The 19,684-nt window shown below is 62.7% G+C and carries 19 protein-coding genes and 5 pseudogenes; 9 read left to right on the top strand and 15 right to left on the bottom strand.

The genetic code is table 11. The annotated features are described in order from the left end of the window. Positions 1-59 precede the first annotated feature (59 nt). On the top strand, positions 60-911 hold the full coding sequence (locus AC1Q6V_RS25290) for an AraC family transcriptional regulator (protein WP_439669856.1): 852 nt from the start codon (positions 60-62) through the stop codon (positions 909-911). 52 nt (positions 912-963) lie between these two features. Here AC1Q6V_RS25290 and AC1Q6V_RS25285 read toward each other — a convergent pair whose 3' ends face one another. The 10 genes and pseudogenes from AC1Q6V_RS25285 to AC1Q6V_RS25240 all read right to left on the bottom strand — a co-directional run bounded on the left by AC1Q6V_RS25285 (position 964) and on the right by AC1Q6V_RS25240 (position 8,435). Then, positions 964-1,863, bottom strand: coding sequence for a methyltransferase domain-containing protein (locus tag AC1Q6V_RS25285; RefSeq protein WP_439669855.1), 900 nt, complete (start codon positions 1,861-1,863; stop codon positions 964-966). A gap of 29 nt (positions 1,864-1,892) precedes the next feature. Further along, positions 1,893-2,075 carry a hypothetical protein gene (locus tag AC1Q6V_RS25280; protein WP_454749736.1) on the bottom strand — a complete coding sequence of 61 codons (183 nt, stop codon included), beginning with the start codon at positions 2,073-2,075 and terminating at the stop codon, positions 1,893-1,895. Continuing rightward, complete coding sequence (locus AC1Q6V_RS25275; RefSeq protein WP_492344499.1) at positions 1,990-2,184, bottom strand: transposase; 195 nt, start codon at positions 2,182-2,184, stop codon at positions 1,990-1,992. The genes AC1Q6V_RS25280 and AC1Q6V_RS25275 overlap by 86 nt, the downstream gene beginning before the upstream one ends. Before the next feature lie 430 nt (positions 2,185-2,614). After that, positions 2,615-2,953, bottom strand: a pseudogene (locus tag AC1Q6V_RS25270) (LysR family transcriptional regulator); the annotation flags it as partial. Positions 2,954-2,968: 15 nt separating this feature from the next. Continuing rightward, complete coding sequence (gene glyA / locus AC1Q6V_RS25265) at positions 2,969-4,240, bottom strand: serine hydroxymethyltransferase (protein ID WP_454749729.1); 1,272 nt, start codon at positions 4,238-4,240, stop codon at positions 2,969-2,971. 73 nt (positions 4,241-4,313) lie between these two features. Continuing rightward, positions 4,314-4,739: pseudogene (trpA, locus tag AC1Q6V_RS25260) on the bottom strand (tryptophan synthase subunit alpha); the annotation flags it as partial. 48 nt (positions 4,740-4,787) lie between these two features. Next, a pseudogene (locus tag AC1Q6V_RS25255) lies at positions 4,788-5,540 on the bottom strand (pyridoxal-phosphate dependent enzyme); the annotation flags it as partial. After that, positions 5,537-6,769 carry an aspartate aminotransferase family protein gene (locus tag AC1Q6V_RS25250; RefSeq protein ID WP_454749730.1) on the bottom strand — a complete coding sequence of 411 codons (1,233 nt, stop codon included), beginning with the start codon at positions 6,767-6,769 and terminating at the stop codon, positions 5,537-5,539. The gene AC1Q6V_RS25250 and the pseudogene AC1Q6V_RS25255, both read right to left, overlap by 4 nt. After that, positions 6,766-7,704: a pyridoxine/pyridoxal/pyridoxamine kinase gene (gene pdxK / locus AC1Q6V_RS25245; RefSeq protein WP_454749731.1), complete on the bottom strand. Its 939-nt coding sequence runs from the start codon at positions 7,702-7,704 to the stop codon at positions 6,766-6,768. The genes AC1Q6V_RS25250 and pdxK overlap by 4 nt, the downstream gene beginning before the upstream one ends. Continuing rightward, on the bottom strand, positions 7,701-8,435 hold the full coding sequence (locus AC1Q6V_RS25240; RefSeq protein ID WP_439669849.1) for a GNAT family N-acetyltransferase: 735 nt from the start codon (positions 8,433-8,435) through the stop codon (positions 7,701-7,703). The genes pdxK and AC1Q6V_RS25240 overlap by 4 nt, the downstream gene beginning before the upstream one ends. Positions 8,436-8,618: 183 nt before the next feature. Here AC1Q6V_RS25240 and AC1Q6V_RS25235 point away from each other — a divergent pair, with 183 nt between their 5' ends. Further along, on the top strand, positions 8,619-8,894 hold the full coding sequence (locus AC1Q6V_RS25235; protein ID WP_439669848.1) for a hypothetical protein: 276 nt from the start codon (positions 8,619-8,621) through the stop codon (positions 8,892-8,894). A gap of 73 nt (positions 8,895-8,967) precedes the next feature. On the opposite strand, the gene AC1Q6V_RS25230 is transcribed toward AC1Q6V_RS25235, so the two are convergent. From AC1Q6V_RS25230 to AC1Q6V_RS25220, 3 genes are all read right to left on the bottom strand, one after another. Beyond that, a complete protein-coding gene (locus tag AC1Q6V_RS25230; protein WP_439669847.1) occupies positions 8,968-9,783 on the bottom strand; it encodes a YggS family pyridoxal phosphate-dependent enzyme in 816 nt (271 codons plus the stop codon). Then, positions 9,783-11,024: a benzoate/H(+) symporter BenE family transporter gene (locus tag AC1Q6V_RS25225; protein WP_439669846.1), complete on the bottom strand. Its 1,242-nt coding sequence runs from the start codon at positions 11,022-11,024 to the stop codon at positions 9,783-9,785. Before AC1Q6V_RS25225 ends, AC1Q6V_RS25230 begins: the two co-directional genes overlap by 1 nt. A 256-nt stretch (positions 11,025-11,280) precedes the next feature. Beyond that, entirely contained in the window at positions 11,281-12,027 is a 747-nt protein-coding gene (locus AC1Q6V_RS25220) for an MFS transporter (RefSeq protein ID WP_439669845.1), read from the bottom strand. A gap of 346 nt (positions 12,028-12,373) precedes the next feature. On the opposite strand from AC1Q6V_RS25220, the gene pdxR reads away from it, so the two are divergent. The 7 genes and pseudogenes from pdxR (at position 12,374) to AC1Q6V_RS25185 (ending at position 17,941) form a co-directional block, all read left to right on the top strand. Further along, on the top strand, positions 12,374-13,852 hold the full coding sequence (gene pdxR / locus AC1Q6V_RS25215; RefSeq protein WP_439669844.1) for a MocR-like pyridoxine biosynthesis transcription factor PdxR: 1,479 nt from the start codon (positions 12,374-12,376) through the stop codon (positions 13,850-13,852). 70 nt (positions 13,853-13,922) lie between these two features. Next, positions 13,923-14,156: a hypothetical protein gene (locus tag AC1Q6V_RS25210; protein ID WP_439669843.1), complete on the top strand. Its 234-nt coding sequence runs from the start codon at positions 13,923-13,925 to the stop codon at positions 14,154-14,156. 101 nt (positions 14,157-14,257) lie between these two features. After that, a pseudogene (locus tag AC1Q6V_RS25205) lies at positions 14,258-14,580 on the top strand (isocitrate lyase/phosphoenolpyruvate mutase family protein); the annotation flags it as partial. 608 nt (positions 14,581-15,188) lie between these two features. After that, complete coding sequence (locus AC1Q6V_RS25200) at positions 15,189-15,635, top strand: cupin domain-containing protein (protein ID WP_439669842.1); 447 nt, start codon at positions 15,189-15,191, stop codon at positions 15,633-15,635. Between the two features lie 115 nt (positions 15,636-15,750). Continuing rightward, positions 15,751-16,713, top strand: a complete 963-nt coding sequence (locus AC1Q6V_RS25195; protein ID WP_439669841.1) for a Bug family tripartite tricarboxylate transporter substrate binding protein — start codon at positions 15,751-15,753, stop codon at positions 16,711-16,713. A gap of 8 nt (positions 16,714-16,721) precedes the next feature. Continuing rightward, a pseudogene (locus tag AC1Q6V_RS25190) lies at positions 16,722-17,156 on the top strand (gamma-glutamyltransferase); the annotation flags it as partial. Between the two features lie 29 nt (positions 17,157-17,185). Next, positions 17,186-17,941 carry a GntR family transcriptional regulator gene (locus AC1Q6V_RS25185; protein WP_454749732.1) on the top strand — a complete coding sequence of 252 codons (756 nt, stop codon included), beginning with the start codon at positions 17,186-17,188 and terminating at the stop codon, positions 17,939-17,941. Between the two features lie 88 nt (positions 17,942-18,029). On the opposite strand, the gene AC1Q6V_RS25180 is transcribed toward AC1Q6V_RS25185, so the two are convergent. Next, entirely contained in the window at positions 18,030-18,332 is a 303-nt protein-coding gene (locus AC1Q6V_RS25180; RefSeq protein ID WP_454749733.1) for an H-NS histone family protein, read from the bottom strand. Beyond that, entirely contained in the window at positions 18,316-19,476 is a 1,161-nt protein-coding gene (locus AC1Q6V_RS25175) for a tyrosine-type recombinase/integrase (protein WP_492316407.1), read from the bottom strand. The genes AC1Q6V_RS25180 and AC1Q6V_RS25175 overlap by 17 nt, the downstream gene beginning before the upstream one ends. Positions 19,477-19,684 lie beyond the last annotated feature (208 nt).

The following is a 19,684-nucleotide window of genomic DNA, read 5'->3' as shown; positions in this document are numbered from 1 at the left end:
CATCGTAGGCCCGGGGCGATTGGCGGAGTTACACTAATCAGGCAATTTCTTACGAATTCATGCCAGCCAACGCCGTCCCCACCCCTGCCTTGCCCGGCGCCTCGCCGGCCGCCCCGGCCCGCCGCCGCCCGGTCTATTCGCCGGTGCCGCGCGCCCGCCCCAGCGCCGCGGACCCGGTGATCGCCCACCTGCGCCGCCCGCCGCCGAACGCGGTGATCCACCCGCATCGTCATTCGTGGGGCCAGCTGTCGTTCCCGATCCGCGGCAGTTTGCGCATCACCGCCGGCGGCACCACCTGGCTGGTGCCGGCAATGCGCGCGGTCTGGATCCCGCCCGACGTGGAGCACAACGTGGTGGTGCTGGGCACGGTGCGCTTCTATGCCTGCTATATCGCGCCGCAGGCCTGCGCGCTGTCGGCCGATTCCTGCGCGGTGCTGGAGGTGTCGCCGCTGCTGCGCGAGCTGATGGAAGCGCTGGCCCATGACGACACGCTGGGCGAGCGCCGCCGCCAGCTTTGCGCGAGCCTGCTGGTGGAGGAACTGGCGGCCGCGCCCACGCTGTCACTGGGACTAGCGCTGCCGTCGGACCGGCGACTGCAGGCGCTGTGCCACGCGCTGATGGAAGATCCCGGCTCTAGCCTGACGCTGTCCGAATGGGCGGCCCGCACCGGCGCCAGCGAGCGGACGCTGGCGCGGCTGTTCGAAAGGGAGCTGAAGACCAGTTTCGGCAACTGGCGCCAGCAGTTGCGGCTGGCCCATGCGATCGACCTGATGAGCCGCGGCCGGCCACTGGCGCATGTGGCCACGGAAACCGGCTACGCCCACGCGGCCGCGTTCTCGACCATGTTCCGCCGAGCGCTCGGGCAAACCCCGCGCGACTTCATGGCGCGCCGGCGCCGCGTGCTGACCTAACGTGGCGCGCGGCAGTGGTGAGGCAGGCGGGTAACCTGCGGCGGGCGCCGGTTCAGGGCTTCACCGCGGCGGCCAGCACCGCCGGCATCGGCGCCTCGAAGCCGCTGCCGCGCATATACCCGGCGACAGTGCCACGCAGCACGGCGCGGATCTCGTCGCGCGCCCGCGGCGTCTGCGCGCGCAGCGTGGCGGCGCGCACGGTACCTTGCGCCAGCGCATCGAACACCGTGAAGGCGATGCGCCCGCCGGGCCGAAGCACGCGGAAGGCTTCGCTCCGCGCGGCATCGGGATCGGACAGGTCGCACATGCCGAAGCCGTTGACAACGGCATCGAAGCTGGCGTCGCCGAAGGGTAGCGCCTGCGCGTCGTTGTCCGAATGCAGCACCAGCGGCCGGCCGGCGGTCCTCTCGCGCAAACAGCCGAGCGACAGCAGGTCGCTGGCATGGTCGGCCGATTTGCTCTCGTGCACCTCATTGACTACCAGCTTGCGGCTGAAGATGTCCTGCATCATGTACCAGTAAAAGAAGCGGCCTTTCACCGTTGTGGGCATCCACGTGATATCCCAGCACCACACCTGGTTGGATCCGTCGGCTCGGTGCGTGGTCAACGGACGCGACTTGGATTCGTGACCGCGCCCGCGCCGGCGCGCCTGGCCGGCGGCCTCGAGCACGCGGTAGAAGGTTGACTCGGAAGCCAGATAGCGACCTTCGTCGGCCAGCTTGGGAACGATCTGGTGCGGCGTCAGCCCCTCATAGCCGGGCGCGTTGGCCGCGGCCAGCACGGCCTCACGCTCGGCCACGCTGAGCTTGTTGGCCGGCACCGGACGCTGCGCGCCCGGTCTTCCATCCTCAGGCGTGTGGTGCCAGCGCTGCAAGGCGCGTTCGTTCAGACCCAATTCCTCGCACGCGAGAGCCTGGCGCGCGCCGCTCTTTACCGCTTCATCGATCAACACAATGGCTTCGCGGCGATCCGAGACGTTGATCAGTCCTCCTCGTCCCTTCCCCAGATCGCTTCGGCTTTTTTTCTCAGCACCAGCAGCGCTGCGGTTTCGGCCAGCGCGGCATCCTTGCGCTTCAGCTCACGCTCCAGGTCCCGGATTTCGCTTTTTCGCGGTTGCTTCCTCGCGCAGCTTTGCCATATTTGCCATGGGCGGCGTCTTAGCATTCGCCTGCTCACAGGCAGCACGCCACTGCCGGATCTGTTCTGGCTGCATGCCCTTCCTGCGGCAGTATTCGGACAGTTCCGCTTCACTCAGCGGCGCCGTTTCCAGCACCACCCGGAACTTGTCCGCGCTGGACCACTTATCGCTCTGTTTGCCGTTACCTGGCACAACCCGTCCTTGCTCTCGCGCCTCGTTGGTAGGAACGCCTACGGCTGCGCTGCGCGCGGGTCCTGGTTGGTTTGCTGGGCTTGGCGATATGGCTATCGCTATTGAAGATCAGCCCGGTATGAGCGAATTGGCTGGATGCACTTCGTGGGGGCTCCTGCCCTCCCCCCCTCTCCCGCAAGCGGGAGAGGGTAGAAAACAGCGGGCAAGGGATAGGGCCTGTGGGCTCATCGGCGATAGCCCTAAGCGAGCGCAGCGATGCGTTCCGTGCCAGAGCCCCGGACCTGCGATGCTGCCGGCGCGCAGCGCAGCCGTAAATCTGAGCCTCAGTCAAGGGGCAGAGCGATTGCGCATTACGACGACCGGTCTGCCAGCCACAAAGGGCCAGCCAGGCCGACAGTCGGGGTTCCACAGTGCCGTCGGACACAGCGATGCGTAAGCTTCCACGCAACCCCGCCGCAAGTGCCTTGACGTTATCCTGTGCCTGCTCCAGGACGGTAAACAACCTGCGAACGTCTTGCAGAAAGGCGGCACCCGCTGGGATCAGCACCGTTCCGCGGCGGTTTCTGTCGAAGAGCAGCACTCCCAATTCGTCCTCAAGCTCCTTGATGGCTCGGGACAGAGGGGGGTGCTCGATATACAGACGCTTAGCAGCACGTCTGAAATGCAACTCCTCGGCCAAAGCTACAAAGTAGCGCAGATGTCGGAGTTCCATGTCACGGCCATCCGTCTATTGGTACACAGGGTGGCGACGGCAAAGATCTACCACGTGCTCGCGCACTCGAGCACGCACCGTCGTCAACGCACTGCCACCAATGTCCTGCGCATCCAGTACGTCGCATAGCCAGCCCGCCAGTTGTTCGCACTCGGCCACGCCGAAGCCGCGCGTGGTGACGGCGGGCGTGCCGATCCGCAATCCCGAAGTGACGAAGGGCGAGCGCGGATCGTTGGGCACCGAATTCTTGTTCGTCGTGATGTAGGCATCGGCCAGTGCCGCATCGGCATCCTTGCCGGTGTAGGGTTTGGCGGACAGGTCGATCAGCATCAGGTGGTTGTCGGTGCCTCCGGACACGATTTTGTAGCCACGCTGCTGGAGCACAGCAGCCATTGCGCGGGCATTGGTGACCACCTGGCGCTGATAGGTCTTGAACTCCGGGCGCAGCGCTTCCTTGAAGGCCACCGCCTTGGCCGCGATGACGTGCATCAGCGGACCGCCCTGGATGCCGGGGAACACGGCGGAATTGAGCTTCTTGTAGAAATCCTCGTCCTGCCCCTTGGCGAGGATGATGCCGCCGCGCGGGCCGCGCATGGTCTTGTGGGTGGTGCTGGTCACGACATGGGCATGGGGCAACGGATTCGGGTATTCACCCGCCGCTACCAGGCCGGCCACGTGTGCCATGTCCACCCAAAAAATCGCCCCCACCTTGTCGGCGATGGCGCGCATGCGCGCCCAGTCCTTGTGGCGTGAATACGCGGAGAAGCCGCCGATCAACATCTTCGGCCGTGCTTCCAGCGCGATGCACTCCATCGCGTCGTAGTCGATCAACCCCGTCGCGGGGTCAAGGCCGTAGGGCACGATCTTGTAGTGACGGCCGGAGAAATTGGATGGATTGCCGTGGGTCAGGTGCCCGCCCTGGGCGAGGTTCATGCCCATCACGGTGTCGCCTGGATTGGTCAGTGCCAGGAACACCGCCGCGTTGGCCTGGGCGCCCGCATGGGGCTGGACGTTGGCGTAATCGCAGTCGAACAGTTCCTTGACCCGCTCGATGGCCAGGCGCTCCGCCACGTCCACGTATTCGCAGCCGCTGTAGTAGCGTTTGCCGGGATAGCCCTCGGCGTACTTGTTGGTGAACACCGAGTTCTGGATTCGCATTACCAGCGGGCTGGCGTAGTTTTCGGAGGCAATCAGCTCGACATGATCTTCCTGGCGATGTTCTTCATTCTGGAGAGCGGCGGCCAGTTCGGAATCGAAGTCGGCCAGAGTCAGGGATGCGTCATGCATGAGGGGTCGTCCTAGTTGAGTTTGGAATGTTTGGATTTGGAATCGGGGCCTGCTCGGGGATATCTATGTCCAGTTATCGGCGAACGTCGCGGATGAGGTCGCGGGCCGCAGCGAGGGCATCGGCCGCCGGCTTGCCGCCCAGTCTCTCGATCAGCCAGGAGCCGATCACAACGGCATCAGCCAGACTAGCAATCTCGCGGGCCGTACCGGCGTCCCCGACGCCGAACCCGACACCGACCTGGATGCGCACATGGCGTTGGATGCGTGCCAGCGTCTCCCGTACCTGCTCCGCGTCCAGCGTCCTGGCGCCGGTGATGCCCTTGATGGAAACGCAATAGACGTAGCCGCTGGCACATTCGGCCACTTGCCGGATGCGCCGCTCGGTGGAGGTGGGTACCAGCAGAAAGATCAGGTCGATCCGGTGGCGCCGGAGTTGCGCGGCGAGGTCGCCGGATACCTCCGGCGGGTAATCGACCACCAGCACGCCATCCACGCCAGCTGCGGCGGCATTGCGGCGAAGGCACCCGGTTGACGCAGGAAGTCATGGCGTTCGATGGGATTGGCATAGCCCATCAGTACCCCGCTGGATCGACGAGGCGTGCTTGCCGGTGTCCAGCCCGAAGCCCGCCGCCTCGACGCCGACCAGGCGCACGGCCTCGTGCTCGATGTACGGATGGAAGATGCCGATGGCGTTACTGCCGCCGCCGACGCAGGCGATCACCACGTCGGGATGCTTCTGCTTCGCCCTGCCCAAACGCTTGAACTCCCTGCCGATCACGGTCTGGAAATCCCGCACCATCGTCGGGTCCGCCCTCGCCCCCAGCAATGCCATCCGCTGGGCGTTGGGGTTTTGCCTGCGGATGTCCTCGCTGCCCATGTAGATCACGCACTCCAAGCCATAGCGCGCGCAGATCGTCGCGGTCGCAACCCCATGCTGACCCGCGCCAGTCTTGGCGATGATTCGCCGCTTGCCTATGCGGCGAGCCAGCATCGCCTGGCCGATCACGTTGTTGATCTTGTGAGCGCCGGTGTGATTGAGATGCTCGCGTTTGAGAAAGATGCGCGCTCCGCCCGTCTCCTCGCTCAGGCGCCGGGCGAAATACACCGGCGAGGGGCGGCCGACGTAGTCGGCCAGTTCCTCTTGAAACTCGGTCACGAAGGTGGGTTCGTAGCGGTGGCGCAGCTCGGCCTGCTGCAATTCTTCGACGGCCTGCGCCAGCGTCTCGCTGACGAAGCTGCTGCAAAAGTGGCCGAAGAACCCGGCGGCATCCGGCTGGTGACGACTCGGCGCCTGGTTCATGTTGTGGGCTCCGTCCGCCTGCTTGCATTGGTTGCCCCCCGGCGATCCGCCGTACCAAAAGACAGCAGATTGGTGACCCTGGTCACGATCTCGTCGATCTGCGCTTCGCTGCAGATCAGGGCGGGTAGCAGTCGGATGGTCGAGTCTCGGGTCACCGTGATGAGCAGGCGCTGTTCTGCCAGCGCCTGCTCGACCAGTTCCTTGCAGTTCCTGTTCAGCTCGATTCCCACCATCAGGCCCAGACCACGGACGGCGACGACCTCCGGATGTCCTTCGAGTGCCGCGCGTAGCCTCGTGAGCAGCCGGTCACCCAGCACGGCCGCCCGCTTCGGTAGATCGTCGCGCTCCATGATGTCGAGCACGGTGCAGGCAACGCGGCATGCAAGTGGATTGCCGCCGAAGGTCGTGCCGTGCTGGCCGGGCGACAACAGGTCGGCCACGTCCCCCCGCGCCAGGCAGCCGCCGATGGGAAAGCCGTTACCCAGCGCCTTGGCCACCGTCATGACGTCGGGAACGATGCCTGCGTGCCGATGGGCGAACCAGGCGCCGGTACGGCCCATGCCGCACTGGATCTCGTCGAGCATCAGCAGCCAGCCGTGCTGGTCGCACAACGCGCGCAGTCCCCGCAGATACTCAGTGCTCGCCGCACGGATGCCGCCTTCGCCCTGTACCGGCTCGATCATCACCGCCACGATGCCCGGCGACTGCTCGGCCATCCGGCGCACCGCCTCGATGTCGTCGTAGGGCACGCGCAGAAATCCGGGCAGCAACGGCTCGAAGCCATGCTGTTTCGCAGCGTTGTCGGTCGCGGTGAGCGTTGCAATGGTGCGGCCGTGGAAGGCGTTCTCCATCACCAGGATCTGCGGCCGCGCCACCTGCCTGTGATGACCGTACAGCCGGGCCAGCTTCAATGCTGCCTCGTTGGCTTCCGCGCCGGAGTTGCAGAAGAACGCCTTCTCCATGCCGGTTAGCGCGCACAGGTGTTCACCCAACCGCTCTTGCCAGTCGATACGGAACACGTTGGACGTGTGCAGCAGCATACCGGCTTGCTCGGCGATGACGCCGGCAATTTCTGGATGGGCATGTCCCAGACTAGTGACCGCAATGCCAGCCATGGCATCCAGGTACTCAACGCCGTGCTCATCCCAGAGTCGTGCGCCGCTGCCTCGAACGAAAGAAACAGGCTGGCGGGCATAGGCCCGCATCAGGTGAGAACTGGCATGTGTCATGGAACGGCCTTTGCGGTGAATTGGGTTGGTGTCGATGCTTCGTGACCGACCGGAAGTTCGCGGACGACGACTCGTTCGTGGACGTGACGGCCTCCTGGAGGCGGCAGCAGGAGTTCCCTGGAGCGCGCCTGCTCCGTGCGGCGCAGCGCTCTGACGACGTGCTCGCACGCCTTCACGGCAGCGTCCTGTCGCGCCAGGCCGTTGAGCCAATGCCCTGTCATGGTGGCGGTGAACAGATCACCCGTGCCGGCCAGTGCAGCGTCGATGCGCGGATGGGCAATGGCGTGGACCTGCGTTGGGGTGACCACGACGACCTGCATCTCGCCGGCCAGCCATGTGCCGGGGGCCGCGCTGGTCACCACAACCCACTCGGTTCGGCCGGTGAGCAAAGTGCGCGCGGCGGCAACGACGGCTTCCAGCTCATCCACCGGCAGTCCGGTCAGATAAGCCAGCTCGAACCCATTGGGCGTCAGTCCGTTGGCCAGCACCGCGAGCCGCTGCCGGTACACCTCGGCCATGCCATCGGCACCATAGACGCCGTGGTCCTGATCACCTATCACTGGGTCTATGACGATGCGAAGATCGGGGCGCTTCGTCAGCAAACCCCGGAGCCAACGGTCCAGTTCCTCGGCCTGGGCGGGACTGCCCAGGTATCCGACTTGAACGGCCCGCAGTGCGTCCAGCGCGCCGCGCGCCGACAAATCCTGCAAATAGCCGCTGAACCATTCGATGGGTAGCACGCCACCGTGTATCGTCGGATAACTCGGGATGTTGCTGAACACCACGGTGGGTATGGCCGCCACCGAGAGGCCCAGCGCCTCCAGAGTTGGAACAGCGGCGTTATTGCCGACCCGGCCATAGACCACCTGCGACTGCACCGACACGACATCGAGCTTCAGTGGCTGCCTTTCCTGTGACAGTGACGCCGCGCTCATGGCCGATCCCGTCGCACATTGGCGTCAATTGCTTCGCGCCAGCGGGTAGAGGGCAGCGGCCTCGGTATTCCTGATTGATCGAGATGCGCGGATCGGATGGCGGTGGCAATCTTGTTCATGATCGAAAGCTTTCTGGTGAGATTGCCGGCGGCTGCGGTATCGCGATTTCGTCCCTTGTAGACCAAGGCTTGGCGGAAAGTACCTTCATACTGGAAGCCCAGGCGCTCGGCCGCATTGCGGGATCGCTCATTGAGGCTGTCGCACTTCCATTCGTAGCGGCGATAACCCAGTTCGTCGAAGAGATGGGACATCAGCAGAAACTGCGCTTCTGTCGAGATACGCGAACGCTGTAGGGTGGGGGAGAACGCCATGAACCCGACTTCCAAGACCCCATGCTGGGGCTGCCGGCGCATCAATGCCAATGTGCCTCCAGGCAGTTCATGGCGCAGATCAACGACCGCGAAGTGCAACGGGTCGGTTTCCCGAGCGATCTTCTCCGCGTAGGCCAGGTAGGCTTGTGCATCGGGGAATGGGCCGACCGACAGATACAGCCAGTCCCGGGTGTCGGCCATCTGGCTGTAGGCCTGGAACAGCGCACCGGCGTGACGAGCGGGGTCTATGGGCCATAGGCGACACTCATTGCCTGTCAGAACGACGCCAACAGGCGCTGGGCAACCGTGCCAATCGGGTACGGGCTCGCCGACGCAGAACGACGGGGTTTGAGTTTTCATACTGAATGTTCCTTTGGATATCCTTTGCCCGGCCAATGGCGGGCGATTGATAGAGCGCGTACATCGAAATCGGCGGTACACCACTTGCGAGCGCATGGGCGCCGCATCCGGCGGTCACGGCCGTGTCCGGTCTGTGCTGCGTTCCGCCCCGTCGAGCCAACGCGAGATAACCGCACGGGCCGCGTGCTCGAGCTGCCCCTGCACAGCGTGCGCTTCGGCATGCAGCGATCGCACGTCGATTCCTCCCAATGCCAGCTCGCAGGAGTGCCCGACCAGCCATCGTTCGATGCCTCGTGCGTCGGCTTCCAGATGGAATTGCAAGCCCAGCACCTGGGCGCCGATCGAGAACGCCTGATGCGGACAGATGTCGGTGCCAGCGAGCCGGACCGCGCCTGCCGGAATGTCGAGCTGATCGCCATGCCAATATCGACCGTGGCATCCACGTATCGCACGGCATAGCCACGGGCTTCAAGCAGGGGCTCCAGCATGCCCAGGTCCTCGAAGAAGACATGGCGGATGGCGATGGCGGTCTTCATGATGGCGACTCCTCAGTGTTTGAATCGGTCGGCCAGTAGTGACCGTCGAGGGTGTTGCGTGCGCCAAAGATGGCTTGCCCAACACGCACCACCGTGGCGCCTTCCTCGATGGCAATCTCGAAGTCACCGGACATGCCCATCGAGAGTTCGTCCAGGCCGACGCCGGCCGGAGCGCTGTCGCGCAGTTGGTCGCGCAGGGTTCTGAGCAAGATGAAGCACTGGCGTACGCGCTCGGCCTCGCCGGAGAACAGCGCCAGCGTCATCAACCCTCGCACGCGCAGCGCGGAGAACGTCGGCAGTTCCTGGATGAACGCCGGCACATCCTCCGAAGCCAGGCCGTATTTGCTGGCCTCGCCCGAGGTGTTGACCTGCACGAACACATCCAGTGACCGCCCTTCGGCTTGCAGGCGCCGCTCCAGGGCCTCGGCCACGCGCATGCTGTCCAGCGCCTGAAACTCGGAAGCAAAGCGCGCGACAAGCTTGGCCTTGTTGGTCTGCAAGTGGCCGATGACTGACCACTGCAGGTCGGTCAAGTCCTGCATGGTTTCCCACTTTCGGTAGGCTTCCTGCGGCTTGTTCTCACCCAGCACCCGGCAGCCTGCCGCATAGGCAAGGCGCAGGCTCGCTTCGGGTTTGGTCTTGCTGACAGGCAATAGGCGCACGCTGGCCGGGTCGCGGCCAACGCGGTGGCAGGCCGCGTCGATGCGCTCGCGCACGCTCGCGAGATTGCGCCGCAAATCCTCGACCGTGGTGGCTTCTGGGTAGAGGCCGTGCCGATCGTGGCTGGTTCGTGTACCGACCGGGGTTTGCATCAGTTCGCCGCTCCCTCATTCGCCACTGGCGCGATCGTTGGCTGCGGCGCGGGGCGGGACCACCTGCCGTTGAGCACCGCATAGGCCACCAGACCGATCAACAAGCCCCAGAAGGCGCCGCCGATGCCAAGCATCTTGATATTGGCCGCAGCCGCCAGGAAGGTGATCAGGGAGGCCTCACGGGTCTTGGGATCGGCCATCGAGCTGGCGAGGCTGCCGCCGATGGTGCCGAGCAATGCCAGACCCGCCAGCGTGGTGATGAATGTCGCCGGAAAGGCCATGAATACGGCGGCCAGTGTCACTCCAAACACGCCGACGAGGATGTAGAACGTGCCCGCCGCGATGCCCGCGATCCAGCGCTTGGATGGGTCTTCATGGGCTTCCCGGCCGGTGCAGATTGCCGCCGTGATCGCGGCGATGTTGAAGGCATGCGAGCCGAACGGCGCCATCAACAGCGAGCAGAGTCCGGTGACGGTCACGATCGGGTTGGCACTGGTCTTGAAGCCATCGTTGCGCAGTACCAGCATGCCGGGCATGTATTGGCCGGTCAGGGTGATGAGGAACAGCGGCAAGGCCACGCTCAACAGCGCGTTCAGGGAGAACGCTGGCACGGTGAAGACCGGCGCGGCGAGTTTGAGCGTCAGCCCGGACAGATCGACCCGGTTCTGGATAAGCAGGAAGGCCAGCCCCAGCACGAGGATGCCCACCACGGCATAGCGCGCGGTGAATCGCTTGAACACGACGTAGGCAACGATCAGCAGTCCCGCCAGCAAAGGATCGACGCTCATGCCACCGAAGGCGCCAATGCCGAACTGCAACAGGATGCCGGCCAGCAGCCCGGCCGCGACGCCCGGTGGGATCAGGCGAATGACTCGCTCGAAGTAGCCCGACATCCCGAGCAGCACGAAAGCCGCGCCCGAGATCAGGTACGCACCGACGGCATCCGCGTAAGGCGTGGTCGCCAGCGCCGTGACGAGGAAGGCGGCGGCGGGCGTGGACCAGGCGGTGATGATCGGCTCACGGGCGAACCAACTGAGGATGAGGCCCGTCACCCCCACGCCAATCGAGACCGACCACACCCACGAGGCCGTCAGTTCGGGACTGAGGCCGGCAACTTTGGCCGCCTGGAACACCAGGATGAAGGTGCCACCGTAGTTGACGAGGACCGAGATCAGGCCAGCGACGACGGGATGGGTGAGATCGCTCAGACGGACGGATGAGGATGGGATAGCGAACGACATGACCTTTTCATAGCTCCTGACAATAGGCTCTTGAACCTTGTTGAGAGCTAATTTATAGATCGAAAGTGGCCTGTTTTATCCATCCAATTCTTTTGACCATACCAGTCCAATTGACCGGATGGCAACGTGGCCCCTTCCACATCTGGATGGACCGATCGGGAAAAGGGCGCGAAAACGGTGCGAAGCCAGCAGTGAGCCGGGCCGACACCACCGCCGCAGGCGTTGACGTTCGGCCGTGCTTCACCAGACCGGCGGTTCAGCGCAGGGCTGCATCAGCGATCGGATGGGTCGGCGCTGTGAATGCCGGCCCGCTATTCCTGCCTTGCCGCAGGGGCCGTGTGAAGCCGCTGCCGCGCCAGTAGAAAGGCCATGCTCGCGAGTTGGACGAGGTTGAAGCCAATGCCAACCCACCACACCACCGCGTAGTAGCCTTGTCATAGATGACGCCTGCCAGCCAGGCACCGAATGCCATGCCGCCAAGGCTGGCTAGAAAGAGCAGGGGTACGCGCCAGTTCGCCTCGGCGGCGGAAAACAGAGCGCGCACTGCGAGCGCATAGGCAGGTACGATTCGCTGAGTCCCAGGCCGTAGGCGGCCGCCACGAAGAAATGGCCCGCTTCGTCCTGGGTGGCGAGAAATCCCAGCATGCCGGCGACCTGCGACGGCCACGTACTGTTCCGACGACACCAGTGCGAGCGCAGCGCCGCGGCGGCGATCGAACCGGAACGAGACATAGGCGAATATCGGCGGAAACAGCGCGCCGTTGCCGAGCAAGCCGACACCCAGTCCGATGCCGGCCAGGAGTGACCAGGCTTGTCCGAGCGATGCGAGGAGCCGCTCCACGCACACGGCGATCCCGCCCAGCACGGCTACATTGCGCTGGCCGAACCGTCCGGCGAGCAGGCCGCACATCACGCCCCCGATCGCGCTACCTAGGTAGACGAACGAACTGGCCAGCGAGGGCAGGCTTCGCCCCGAGGCCAGCGTCTCAGAGATGGGTGCCATCCCGACCACCAAGATCAGAGGTGCCCCCGCTGCCATCGGCAATCAACCATGATTGCTGCAAGCGCGCCGGGACGGCTGCTTGCTCGCTGCTAGCAACCTGCCCGACCTCGGCCACATGGGCGGTCACCTGTCTGTACACCTTGGTTGATCGCAAGTATTGGCTGGGCGTTGGAGTCGCACGCCCGTCGCAGAGACACCGCGCATCGCCCCCCGGCAGGCTCTTTCGGCGACCCTGTAGGGGGCGATCAGATGGCTTGTCGGTGCCGCATTACCTTGCTTAGGCAAATATTTTCGCTTTAAGATGGTAGGCGTATTCATACCAATTTTTTAGGCGGAACCATACCAATTGTTCAAGCACGCTCAGCTCGAATCGGTCAAGGCCTGGATCACCGACCCGGCTCATGGCGCATTGCCGCTGCATGCGCGCATCCAGCGCGCCATCCGGCAATTGATCCTCGACGGTGTGCTAGAAGTCGGCAAACCGCTACCCGCTTCACGGGCACTCGCGCAATCGCTGGGCGTCTCCCGCGACACCGTCGAGGGCGCGTACAGCCAGTTGCACGCCGAAGGGTTCATCGACCGCCATGTGGGCAGCGGCAGCTTCGTGTCAGAGCGGGCGCAGGTATCGCCGAAACGCAGAACGGGTCAACATCCACGGAGTGAACCTGCACGTCTTAGCCGCCGCGGCGCGGCCATGTTCCAAAGCGGTGGTGTGCGTGAAACCCCGATTCCACGCGCCTTCGCCCCAGGTGTGCCGGAAACGCGCAGTTTCCCGCTGCCGATCTGGGAGCGCCTGGAGCGGCAGGTGCTGAAGGAGTACGGAACCATGGCTTTGGCGCATAGCGACCCGCAAGGCGTGGAAGCGTTGCGGCGAGCCATTGCGGATTACGTCAATCTCGAACGCGGCGCTCGCGCCACGTTCGAGCGCGTGCTGGTGCTGACCAGCTCGCAGCAGGCCCTTTCGCTCTGTGCCTCCGTGCTGCTTGATGCCGGTGACCGGATCTTCCTGGAAGATCCCGTTTACCACGGGGCGCGCAGGGCATTCGACGCCGCCGGTCTGGAGTGCGTGCCGGTTCCGCTGGATACCCAGGGGCTACGGGTGGAGCGGCTGCAAGATGCCGCGCAGCCTGCCAAGGCGGTCTTCCTGACGCCTTCCCATCAGTTTCCGACCGGGGCGACGCTAGCGCTCGACCGGCGGCTTGCCATCATCGAATGGGCGCATCGAAACCAGGCGTGGATCATCGAGGACGACTACGACAGCGAGTTCCACTATGCCGGCAAGCCCATGGCGTGCATGCAAGGCCTGGATGCGCACGACCGCACCATCTACATCGGCACCTTCACCAAGTCCATGTTTCCCGGCCTGCGCCTTGCCTATATGGTCCTGCCACCGGCGCTTGTGGCACCGATGACGGTGGCTCGCACATTGCAGGACGGGCATAGCGCTTCGATTCCGCAACTCACGCTGGCGCGCTTCATGGAGGGCGGGCACTTCGGTTCGCATGTGCGCACGATGCGCAGCCTCTACAACGCCCGACGCGACTTGCTGGAACAACTCGTGCGGGCGCACCTGTCAGATTTTTTGGAGGTTCGGGTGCCTATTGGTGGCATGCAGATGCCATGCATCTTAATTAAAGACATACCGGAGCGCGAAGCCATTGATACCGCACGTAGGGCGGGCGTTGACCTCCTGGGACTGACGGCGCTGCACGCATCGAACAAGCACAAAGCCGGATTTCTCATGGGGTTCGCTGCGTATACCCCGAAAGAAATGGAGATCGCAGCCAAGAAGCTCGCCAACGTGCTTCGTGCGCTGGATCGGTGAAACAGTCAAAGGATGTCCAACTTGAAGCTTCTAGCGAATGGGCTGCTGGCACGTTGCTCTCTCGCGTGACATGCTCGTGCGTGCCGCTTCGCCGGCCGGAGCGGAAGGCAGAACCTTCGGCATTGTCTCCACCGGCTTCAATGTGGGGGGCGTCGTCGGTCCTCTCCTGTTTGGCCTCCTGCTCGATCGCGGATGGGCCAGTGGCGTGCTGTGGGCCTCGGTCTGCTTCATGGCTATCACGACCGCCATCGTTCTCATCCAGGAGCGGCGCGGCAGCGCTCAACCCGCATTGGCGATCCGATAGAAGGCAGGCGACCCGTTGAGGATCAATCATCCTCAGCCACGATCGATTGGAGCGGAGCCAGGCCCTTCTGTATGCCAACAGCCACAACCAAGGAGGTTTTCATGGCTCACCGCAGTGTTTCCGAAAAGCGCGCTGCTTTCCGCGAGTTGCATCAGTCAGGCTGCTTCGTACTGCCAAACCCGTGGGATGCCGGCAGCGCCAGCGTGCTTGCGGGGCTTGGCTTCAAGGCGCTAGCCACGACCAGTTCGGCTGCGCCTGGTCGCATGCGCGTTCGGACGGGCAACTCTCGCGCGCCGAAACCCTGGCGCATCTGCGCTACATGGTCGAAGCCACCGAACAGCCCATCAACGCCGATTTCTAGGGCGGATTCGCGGATACGCCGGAGGGCGTGGCCGAAAGCCTGCGGATGGCGGTCGAGACAGGCTGGTGCTTGGCGTTCGATCGCTCCATGCTGCATTGCTCGGAGTGGGAGTCGCCATTCTTGCCATCGTGGTGGCCTTCCCGGTACCTGTGGAGGCTATCGCCCCAGTACTAGTGCGCTGGCTTCCGATCATTGTGGAAGTTCTGTTGATCGTCGCCGGCGGGTTGCTGTTGTCCGAGGTTTTGCGCCTATCTGGCGGGCAAACCGCGCTCGCCGGCTGGATAAGGAGTCGCTCAGGCCATAGCGTGAGTACGATCTTGCTGGTCGTGCACGGCGTGACCCCGTTTGCGGAATCTCTGACAGGTTCGGCATCGGTGTGACCATCGGTATTCCCCTGCTGGCCCATTTTGGTCTTTCGCCCCGCAAGGTCGCCGTCGTCGGACTGCTAGGCCTATGTGCAGTTCCGTGGGGGTCGATGGGACCGGGAACCCTGATTGCCGCCAGCATGTCCGGGTTTTCTTTCCATGACCTCGGCGTGGCGATCGGCCGTGATCAACGTCGTTCCGTTCGCCGTGACCGGCGTCGTCGCCCGGTCAACTCGTTTTTGTATCCAGTAATTTTCTAGAAGGCTTCCTAGAATGGCTGATCTATGACAACTGGAGTATCCAAAGATGAGCACAGATGGTAAAGACGCCACCGCGCCGGTTCACCGCATGCCTCAATACCGCCGTCCTGAGGACATGGAATGGGAAATGGGGCGTTTTAAAAACAAAACCAAATTCCTGTTCCATACGCGCGCTGAAGATCCTACTCAACCTAATGCAGGATTTCTCAGTTATGAACCCGGTGCGGGCTTTCGGCTCCATAAACACGACTTTGCGCAGGTTTGGTACGTGATCGAGGGCGAATTCAAGATGGGTGGCAAGCCCTATGGCCCAGGCACAGTTGTGTTCCACCCAGATCCCCACATCGAGGAAGAACTCACCACTGAAACGGGTGGCGTTATCTTCTTCGTGCAGTATCAAGGCCCTACTACTGGCGGCCGCCCGGTTTATGAAGGCCGAATGAACATTAAGGGTGAAGTTCCGGAACTGACGGACAAGGACCTGGAGCACTGATCGCAAAGAACGATCAGGATCGCACCACGCTTGAAAATTTTGTGGAGCGCGGGACGAAATATCCCGTGCTTCTTTGATTGTTTGCTGGGCAATTAAAAAGCACACGAGACAACCTATGCTTACCTTCTCCACAAAAAAGGCATTGATCGGCGTTGCACTCGCGATCGGCGCTATCGGTGTTTGCAACGCCTCTGAAACTTGGCCCTCTCGTCCCCTATCGCTTGTGGTTCCATTTGGTGCAGGTGGAATTACTGATGTTACTGCCCGTACAGTTGCGAAGCTGTTGTCGGAGGAATTGGGTCAGCCGGTAATTGTCGAGAATAAGCCCGGTGCGGGTGGGAATATCGCGGCCGGGCTCGTTGCGCGCGCGAAGCCCGATGGCTACACATTGATGTTAATCACCAACGGGATAGTGGCAGTCAACCCATTGATCAATAAGGAAACAAGTTACAACGCCCTTAAGGACTTTACATATATATCCATGATCGCCAATACACCGCTGGTGTTGGCGGTCTCCGAGAAGTCTCCGATTCGTGATCTGCGCTCGCTCGTCGCTCAAGCAAAGCAGCAGCAAGGGAACTTGGCCTTCGCGAGTTCTGGACTCGGCACCTCCATTCACCAGGCGCTCGCATCGCTACAGCAATCAACGGATACAACCTTCTTGCATATACCGTACAAGAGCGGCGCGGAGGCGACCAATGCGTTGCTGTCAGACGCTGTACAGAGCACCGCTGTAGAAACCGTGGTCGTGGGTCCTTTCATCGAGTCCCGGAAAATGCGTGCTCTTGGGGTGACCTCCAGCCAGCGAGTTCCTAGATTTCCAAATATCCCCACCATTGCCGAGCAACTGGGAAAAGATTTTGATGTAGGGTCGATTTCCGGCCTTGTTGCGCCAAGCGGCACGCCAGCACCCATTATCAAGCGGCTTGAGGAAGCGATGGCTAAGGTGTTGAAGGGTGACGGTATGAAAAATTTATTCTCGCAAGGTAGCCAGCCCATGCCCGTTGGATCGGAAGCGTTCAAGAATCGCATGCAGCGGGAAACGGCCAAGTGGAAGGACGTGTTTCAATCCCGCTAGGGTGTCTCTCGACCAAACCCGGCGTGGCCAATGCTTACGGCCTGATTGGCGGCGACGCCAACGCCGTCGCAGCTAGAATGCGACCGCTGTCATCGATGACGCCCACCATGGTGTTGCAACGCGGCAGGCCGGTGCTTGTGACCGGTAGCCCTGGAGGCGCGCGCATCATCACGACGGTACTGGAGACGGTGGTGGATATCATCGACTTTGGCATGAACCCAGCCGAGGCTGCTGTGCCACGAGTGCACCACCAGTGGACGCCTGACGAGCTGCGCGTGGAGAAAGGTCTGACACCCGACACTCTGGCACTGCTGAGACAGCGCGGCCACAATGTCGTCCTGAAAGCGACCATGGGTCGCACTCAGACCATCCAGATTCGCAACGGCATGCTCTACGGCTACTTCGACCCGCGCAATCCCGACGGGAAGACACTGGGCTATTGAGAACTGCCGCCCTGGGACGGAGAAGGGCTATGGACGACAAGCATCTCGCTGATGAAGATCTGTTGCAGAACCTTGTGGAGTCGATTGCCGGCAAAATTTTCAACGGCACCTATGCGCCCGGTCAAAAGTTGCGCCAGGAAACCTTGGCAGAAGAGTATGACGTCAGCCGAACACCCGTGAGGGAGGCGCTTCGGCAGCTTGAGATCAAGGGCCTGGTTGTTCAGAAAAAGCGCTACGGTGCCACCGTTGTGGCACCAACCACGAAAGACATCAGCGCCAATTACTGGTTGCGTGGTGAATTGGAGGGAATGGCAACCGAGCTTGCTGTGGAGTGGATTTCAGATGCTGATCTACAGCGCTTACAAGTCGTGCACGCCGAGTGTGTCGATTCTGTTCGCGCCTTATATGAATCGGTAAATTCGGCCGGGGGTCTGCTCTGTCCAGAAGCCGCAGAACCCATGCGTCATTGGGTGATCAAGAATCAAGAGTTCCACGCTTTGATCTATAACGCCTCGGGCAATGCGTCGTTAGAGCGCATCATTCGGGAGCTTCATCTCGATTACACGCGCAATATATTGAATATGACCGTGCTGGGCATGTACGAATCGCGTATGAAGAAAAACATTGAGCATCACTCCGCGATTGTGGAGGCAATGATTGCGCGTGATTCCATCGCTGCTAGAAACGCGATGCGGACTCATATTCAGGAGTCGGGCGAATTTGTTGTGGACTGGCTGCAAAAACGACCGGCACCGCCTCGATCCCGCACTGGCCGTCGAATTTGAACAGGTCGAGAAAGCTAGTCAAACTGCACGACACAAGCCGGGTGTGCGTCAACGCTTGGTTACCTGCTCTGTACAACGTACTTTCAGCTTAGCACACCAAGAGGACATGCTCACAGTCGAGCGCTGCCTGCGGGGCAGGCAGTCTGCGCCGCCCCGCATTGACCGCCCGCCGCAGCCATTCGGGCATCTCGCCCTGCCCGTCCCAACTTTGCCCCGCGGCGTTGCGGTAGCAGACCACGGGCGGTGGCGCTGGGGCGGGTGGCGGCGGAGGCAGAGGAGGCGGCGGATGGAAGCACCCCGCCGCTTCCAGCTCCTCCATGGTCAGCCCGTAGTCGGCCATCTCAGTCTGGATCCAGCGGATCGCCGCCGCCCGCTCATTGATTTCTGTCATCGGTGCTGTCGCTGCCGTCATACGGGTTGGAGGCGGCCGTTGGCGCGCCCTGCTTGTCGTCTTGAGGTTCGTCCGATTTTTCGCCTGGCGCCGCCTGTTCGTTCGGCGCCGGGCTCCCGGCCTTGCGCCGGCGCCCGCCACCACCCTCCCCCCGCCCGGGTGGCGCCACCCGCAATTCTGCCAGCAGCTGGCGCGCCAGCGCCGCTTCGGCCTCGGCGCGTTCGGCCCGGCGCTGCGCCGCGCCCAGCTCTGCCTGCACCGCGTCCAGGTCGTGCGCCGCCTTGCTGGGCCTGCTCAGCCGATGGGCCTCCTCGCTCAAGGGCTTGGACATACCGCTCGTCTTGCTGTCCGGCCACACCACCCGGCCGTTGGACAGATCGAGCCAATCCCACTGCAAATACAGTACCTCCGACATCCGCGCCGCGAACTCGAATTGCAGCCGGACGGCAAGAAGGTGGATCGAATGCTCCAGCCCCTCGGCCTCGGCTTTGTCCAGATATGCGAACAGCTTGACCATCTGCTCATCGGTGATGAGGCGGGTCGTACCATTCTCCGGGTACTTTGGCAAATGACGGCAAGGGTTGGAGCCGTCGGGACGGTAGCCCCACACCTCGGCCAAGTTGAACATTTTGCAGATGCATGCCAGCGTCCGATTGCCTTGGATGGGTGACGTATCCATACGCTTCATCAGCGTGGTAACGTCCTGGCGTGTGACTTCGTGGACTTTCTTGCTGCCGAAGGCCGGGATGACAAAGCTGTCAATCTGGTGCTGATACGAGCGCTGCGTGCTCAGCTTGTTGTGTAGCTTGGAGTGGTCCTTCATGAACCGGAGGCAAAGGTCCTTGACAGTAGGGGCCTTGCGGGCTTCGGCCTTGTTATGTCCAGGGTCGCCGCCTCGCCGGACTTCAGCTAGCCAGTCCTGGGCCAGCGACCGCGCCAGTTCGACAGTCAGCTCGCCGAACTGGCCGAGCGCCGGCTTACGGCGCATACCCGAGTTCGTGCGGTACTGAAGCATGAACACTTTGCGGCCGGTGGGTGTTACCTTGCATAGGAAGCCCGGAACGATCGTATCTCGGAGTTCGACGTCGCTGGACTGTGCCTTTGCAGCGTCAACAACGCTCTTGGTCAGCTTGATCTTGGTCATGTGGTGCTCCAGAGAGGCCCCGATTCCAGGGGCCGGCCAGGAGCCAAGCGAAAGAGAATCGGGGCGATTTGCATCGCGCACCGCGATATGATCCAAGGCCTTGGATTTGCGGAAAACCCGCCACAGCAAGCTGTATCCAAGCCGAGAGGCCCGCCGGTGCAGAGCATATACTGTGACTGACTATCATCAGAGATGAACCCGGCGTCGT

It is taken from the genome of Cupriavidus sp. GW823-FHT07B10 (assembly GCF_058794355.1).
This window is presented reverse-complemented; position numbering and strand designations above follow the sequence as displayed.

Bases quoted from the DNA above. Each gene is read 5' to 3' on its own strand.
- AC1Q6V_RS25290 (WP_439669856.1), top strand. From the start codon at position 60: ATGCCAGCCAACGCCGTCCCCACCCCTGCCTTGCCCGGCGCCTCGCCG.
- AC1Q6V_RS25280 (WP_454749736.1), bottom strand. From the start codon at position 2,075: ATGCTAAGACGCCGCCCATGGCAAATATGGCAAAGCTGCGCGAGGAAG.
- glyA (WP_454749729.1), bottom strand. From the start codon at position 4,240: ATGCATGACGCATCCCTGACTCTGGCCGACTTCGATTCCGAACTGGCC.
- AC1Q6V_RS25250 (WP_454749730.1), bottom strand. From the start codon at position 6,769: ATGACACATGCCAGTTCTCACCTGATGCGGGCCTATGCCCGCCAGCCT.
- pdxK (WP_454749731.1), bottom strand. From the start codon at position 7,704: ATGAGCGCGGCGTCACTGTCACAGGAAAGGCAGCCACTGAAGCTCGAT.
- AC1Q6V_RS25240 (WP_439669849.1), bottom strand. From the start codon at position 8,435: ATGAAAACTCAAACCCCGTCGTTCTGCGTCGGCGAGCCCGTACCCGAT.
- AC1Q6V_RS25230 (WP_439669847.1), bottom strand. From the start codon at position 9,783: ATGCAAACCCCGGTCGGTACACGAACCAGCCACGATCGGCACGGCCTC.
- AC1Q6V_RS25225 (WP_439669846.1), bottom strand. From the start codon at position 11,024: ATGTCGTTCGCTATCCCATCCTCATCCGTCCGTCTGAGCGATCTCACC.
- AC1Q6V_RS25220 (WP_439669845.1), bottom strand. From the start codon at position 12,027: ATGGCACCCATCTCTGAGACGCTGGCCTCGGGGCGAAGCCTGCCCTCG.
- AC1Q6V_RS25210 (WP_439669843.1), top strand. From the start codon at position 13,923: ATGCTCGTGCGTGCCGCTTCGCCGGCCGGAGCGGAAGGCAGAACCTTC.
- AC1Q6V_RS25200 (WP_439669842.1), top strand. From the start codon at position 15,189: ATGAGCACAGATGGTAAAGACGCCACCGCGCCGGTTCACCGCATGCCT.
- AC1Q6V_RS25195 (WP_439669841.1), top strand. From the start codon at position 15,751: ATGCTTACCTTCTCCACAAAAAAGGCATTGATCGGCGTTGCACTCGCG.
- AC1Q6V_RS25185 (WP_454749732.1), top strand. From the start codon at position 17,186: ATGGACGACAAGCATCTCGCTGATGAAGATCTGTTGCAGAACCTTGTG.
- AC1Q6V_RS25180 (WP_454749733.1), bottom strand. From the start codon at position 18,332: ATGACAGAAATCAATGAGCGGGCGGCGGCGATCCGCTGGATCCAGACT.
- AC1Q6V_RS25175 (WP_492316407.1), bottom strand. From the start codon at position 19,476: ATGACCAAGATCAAGCTGACCAAGAGCGTTGTTGACGCTGCAAAGGCA.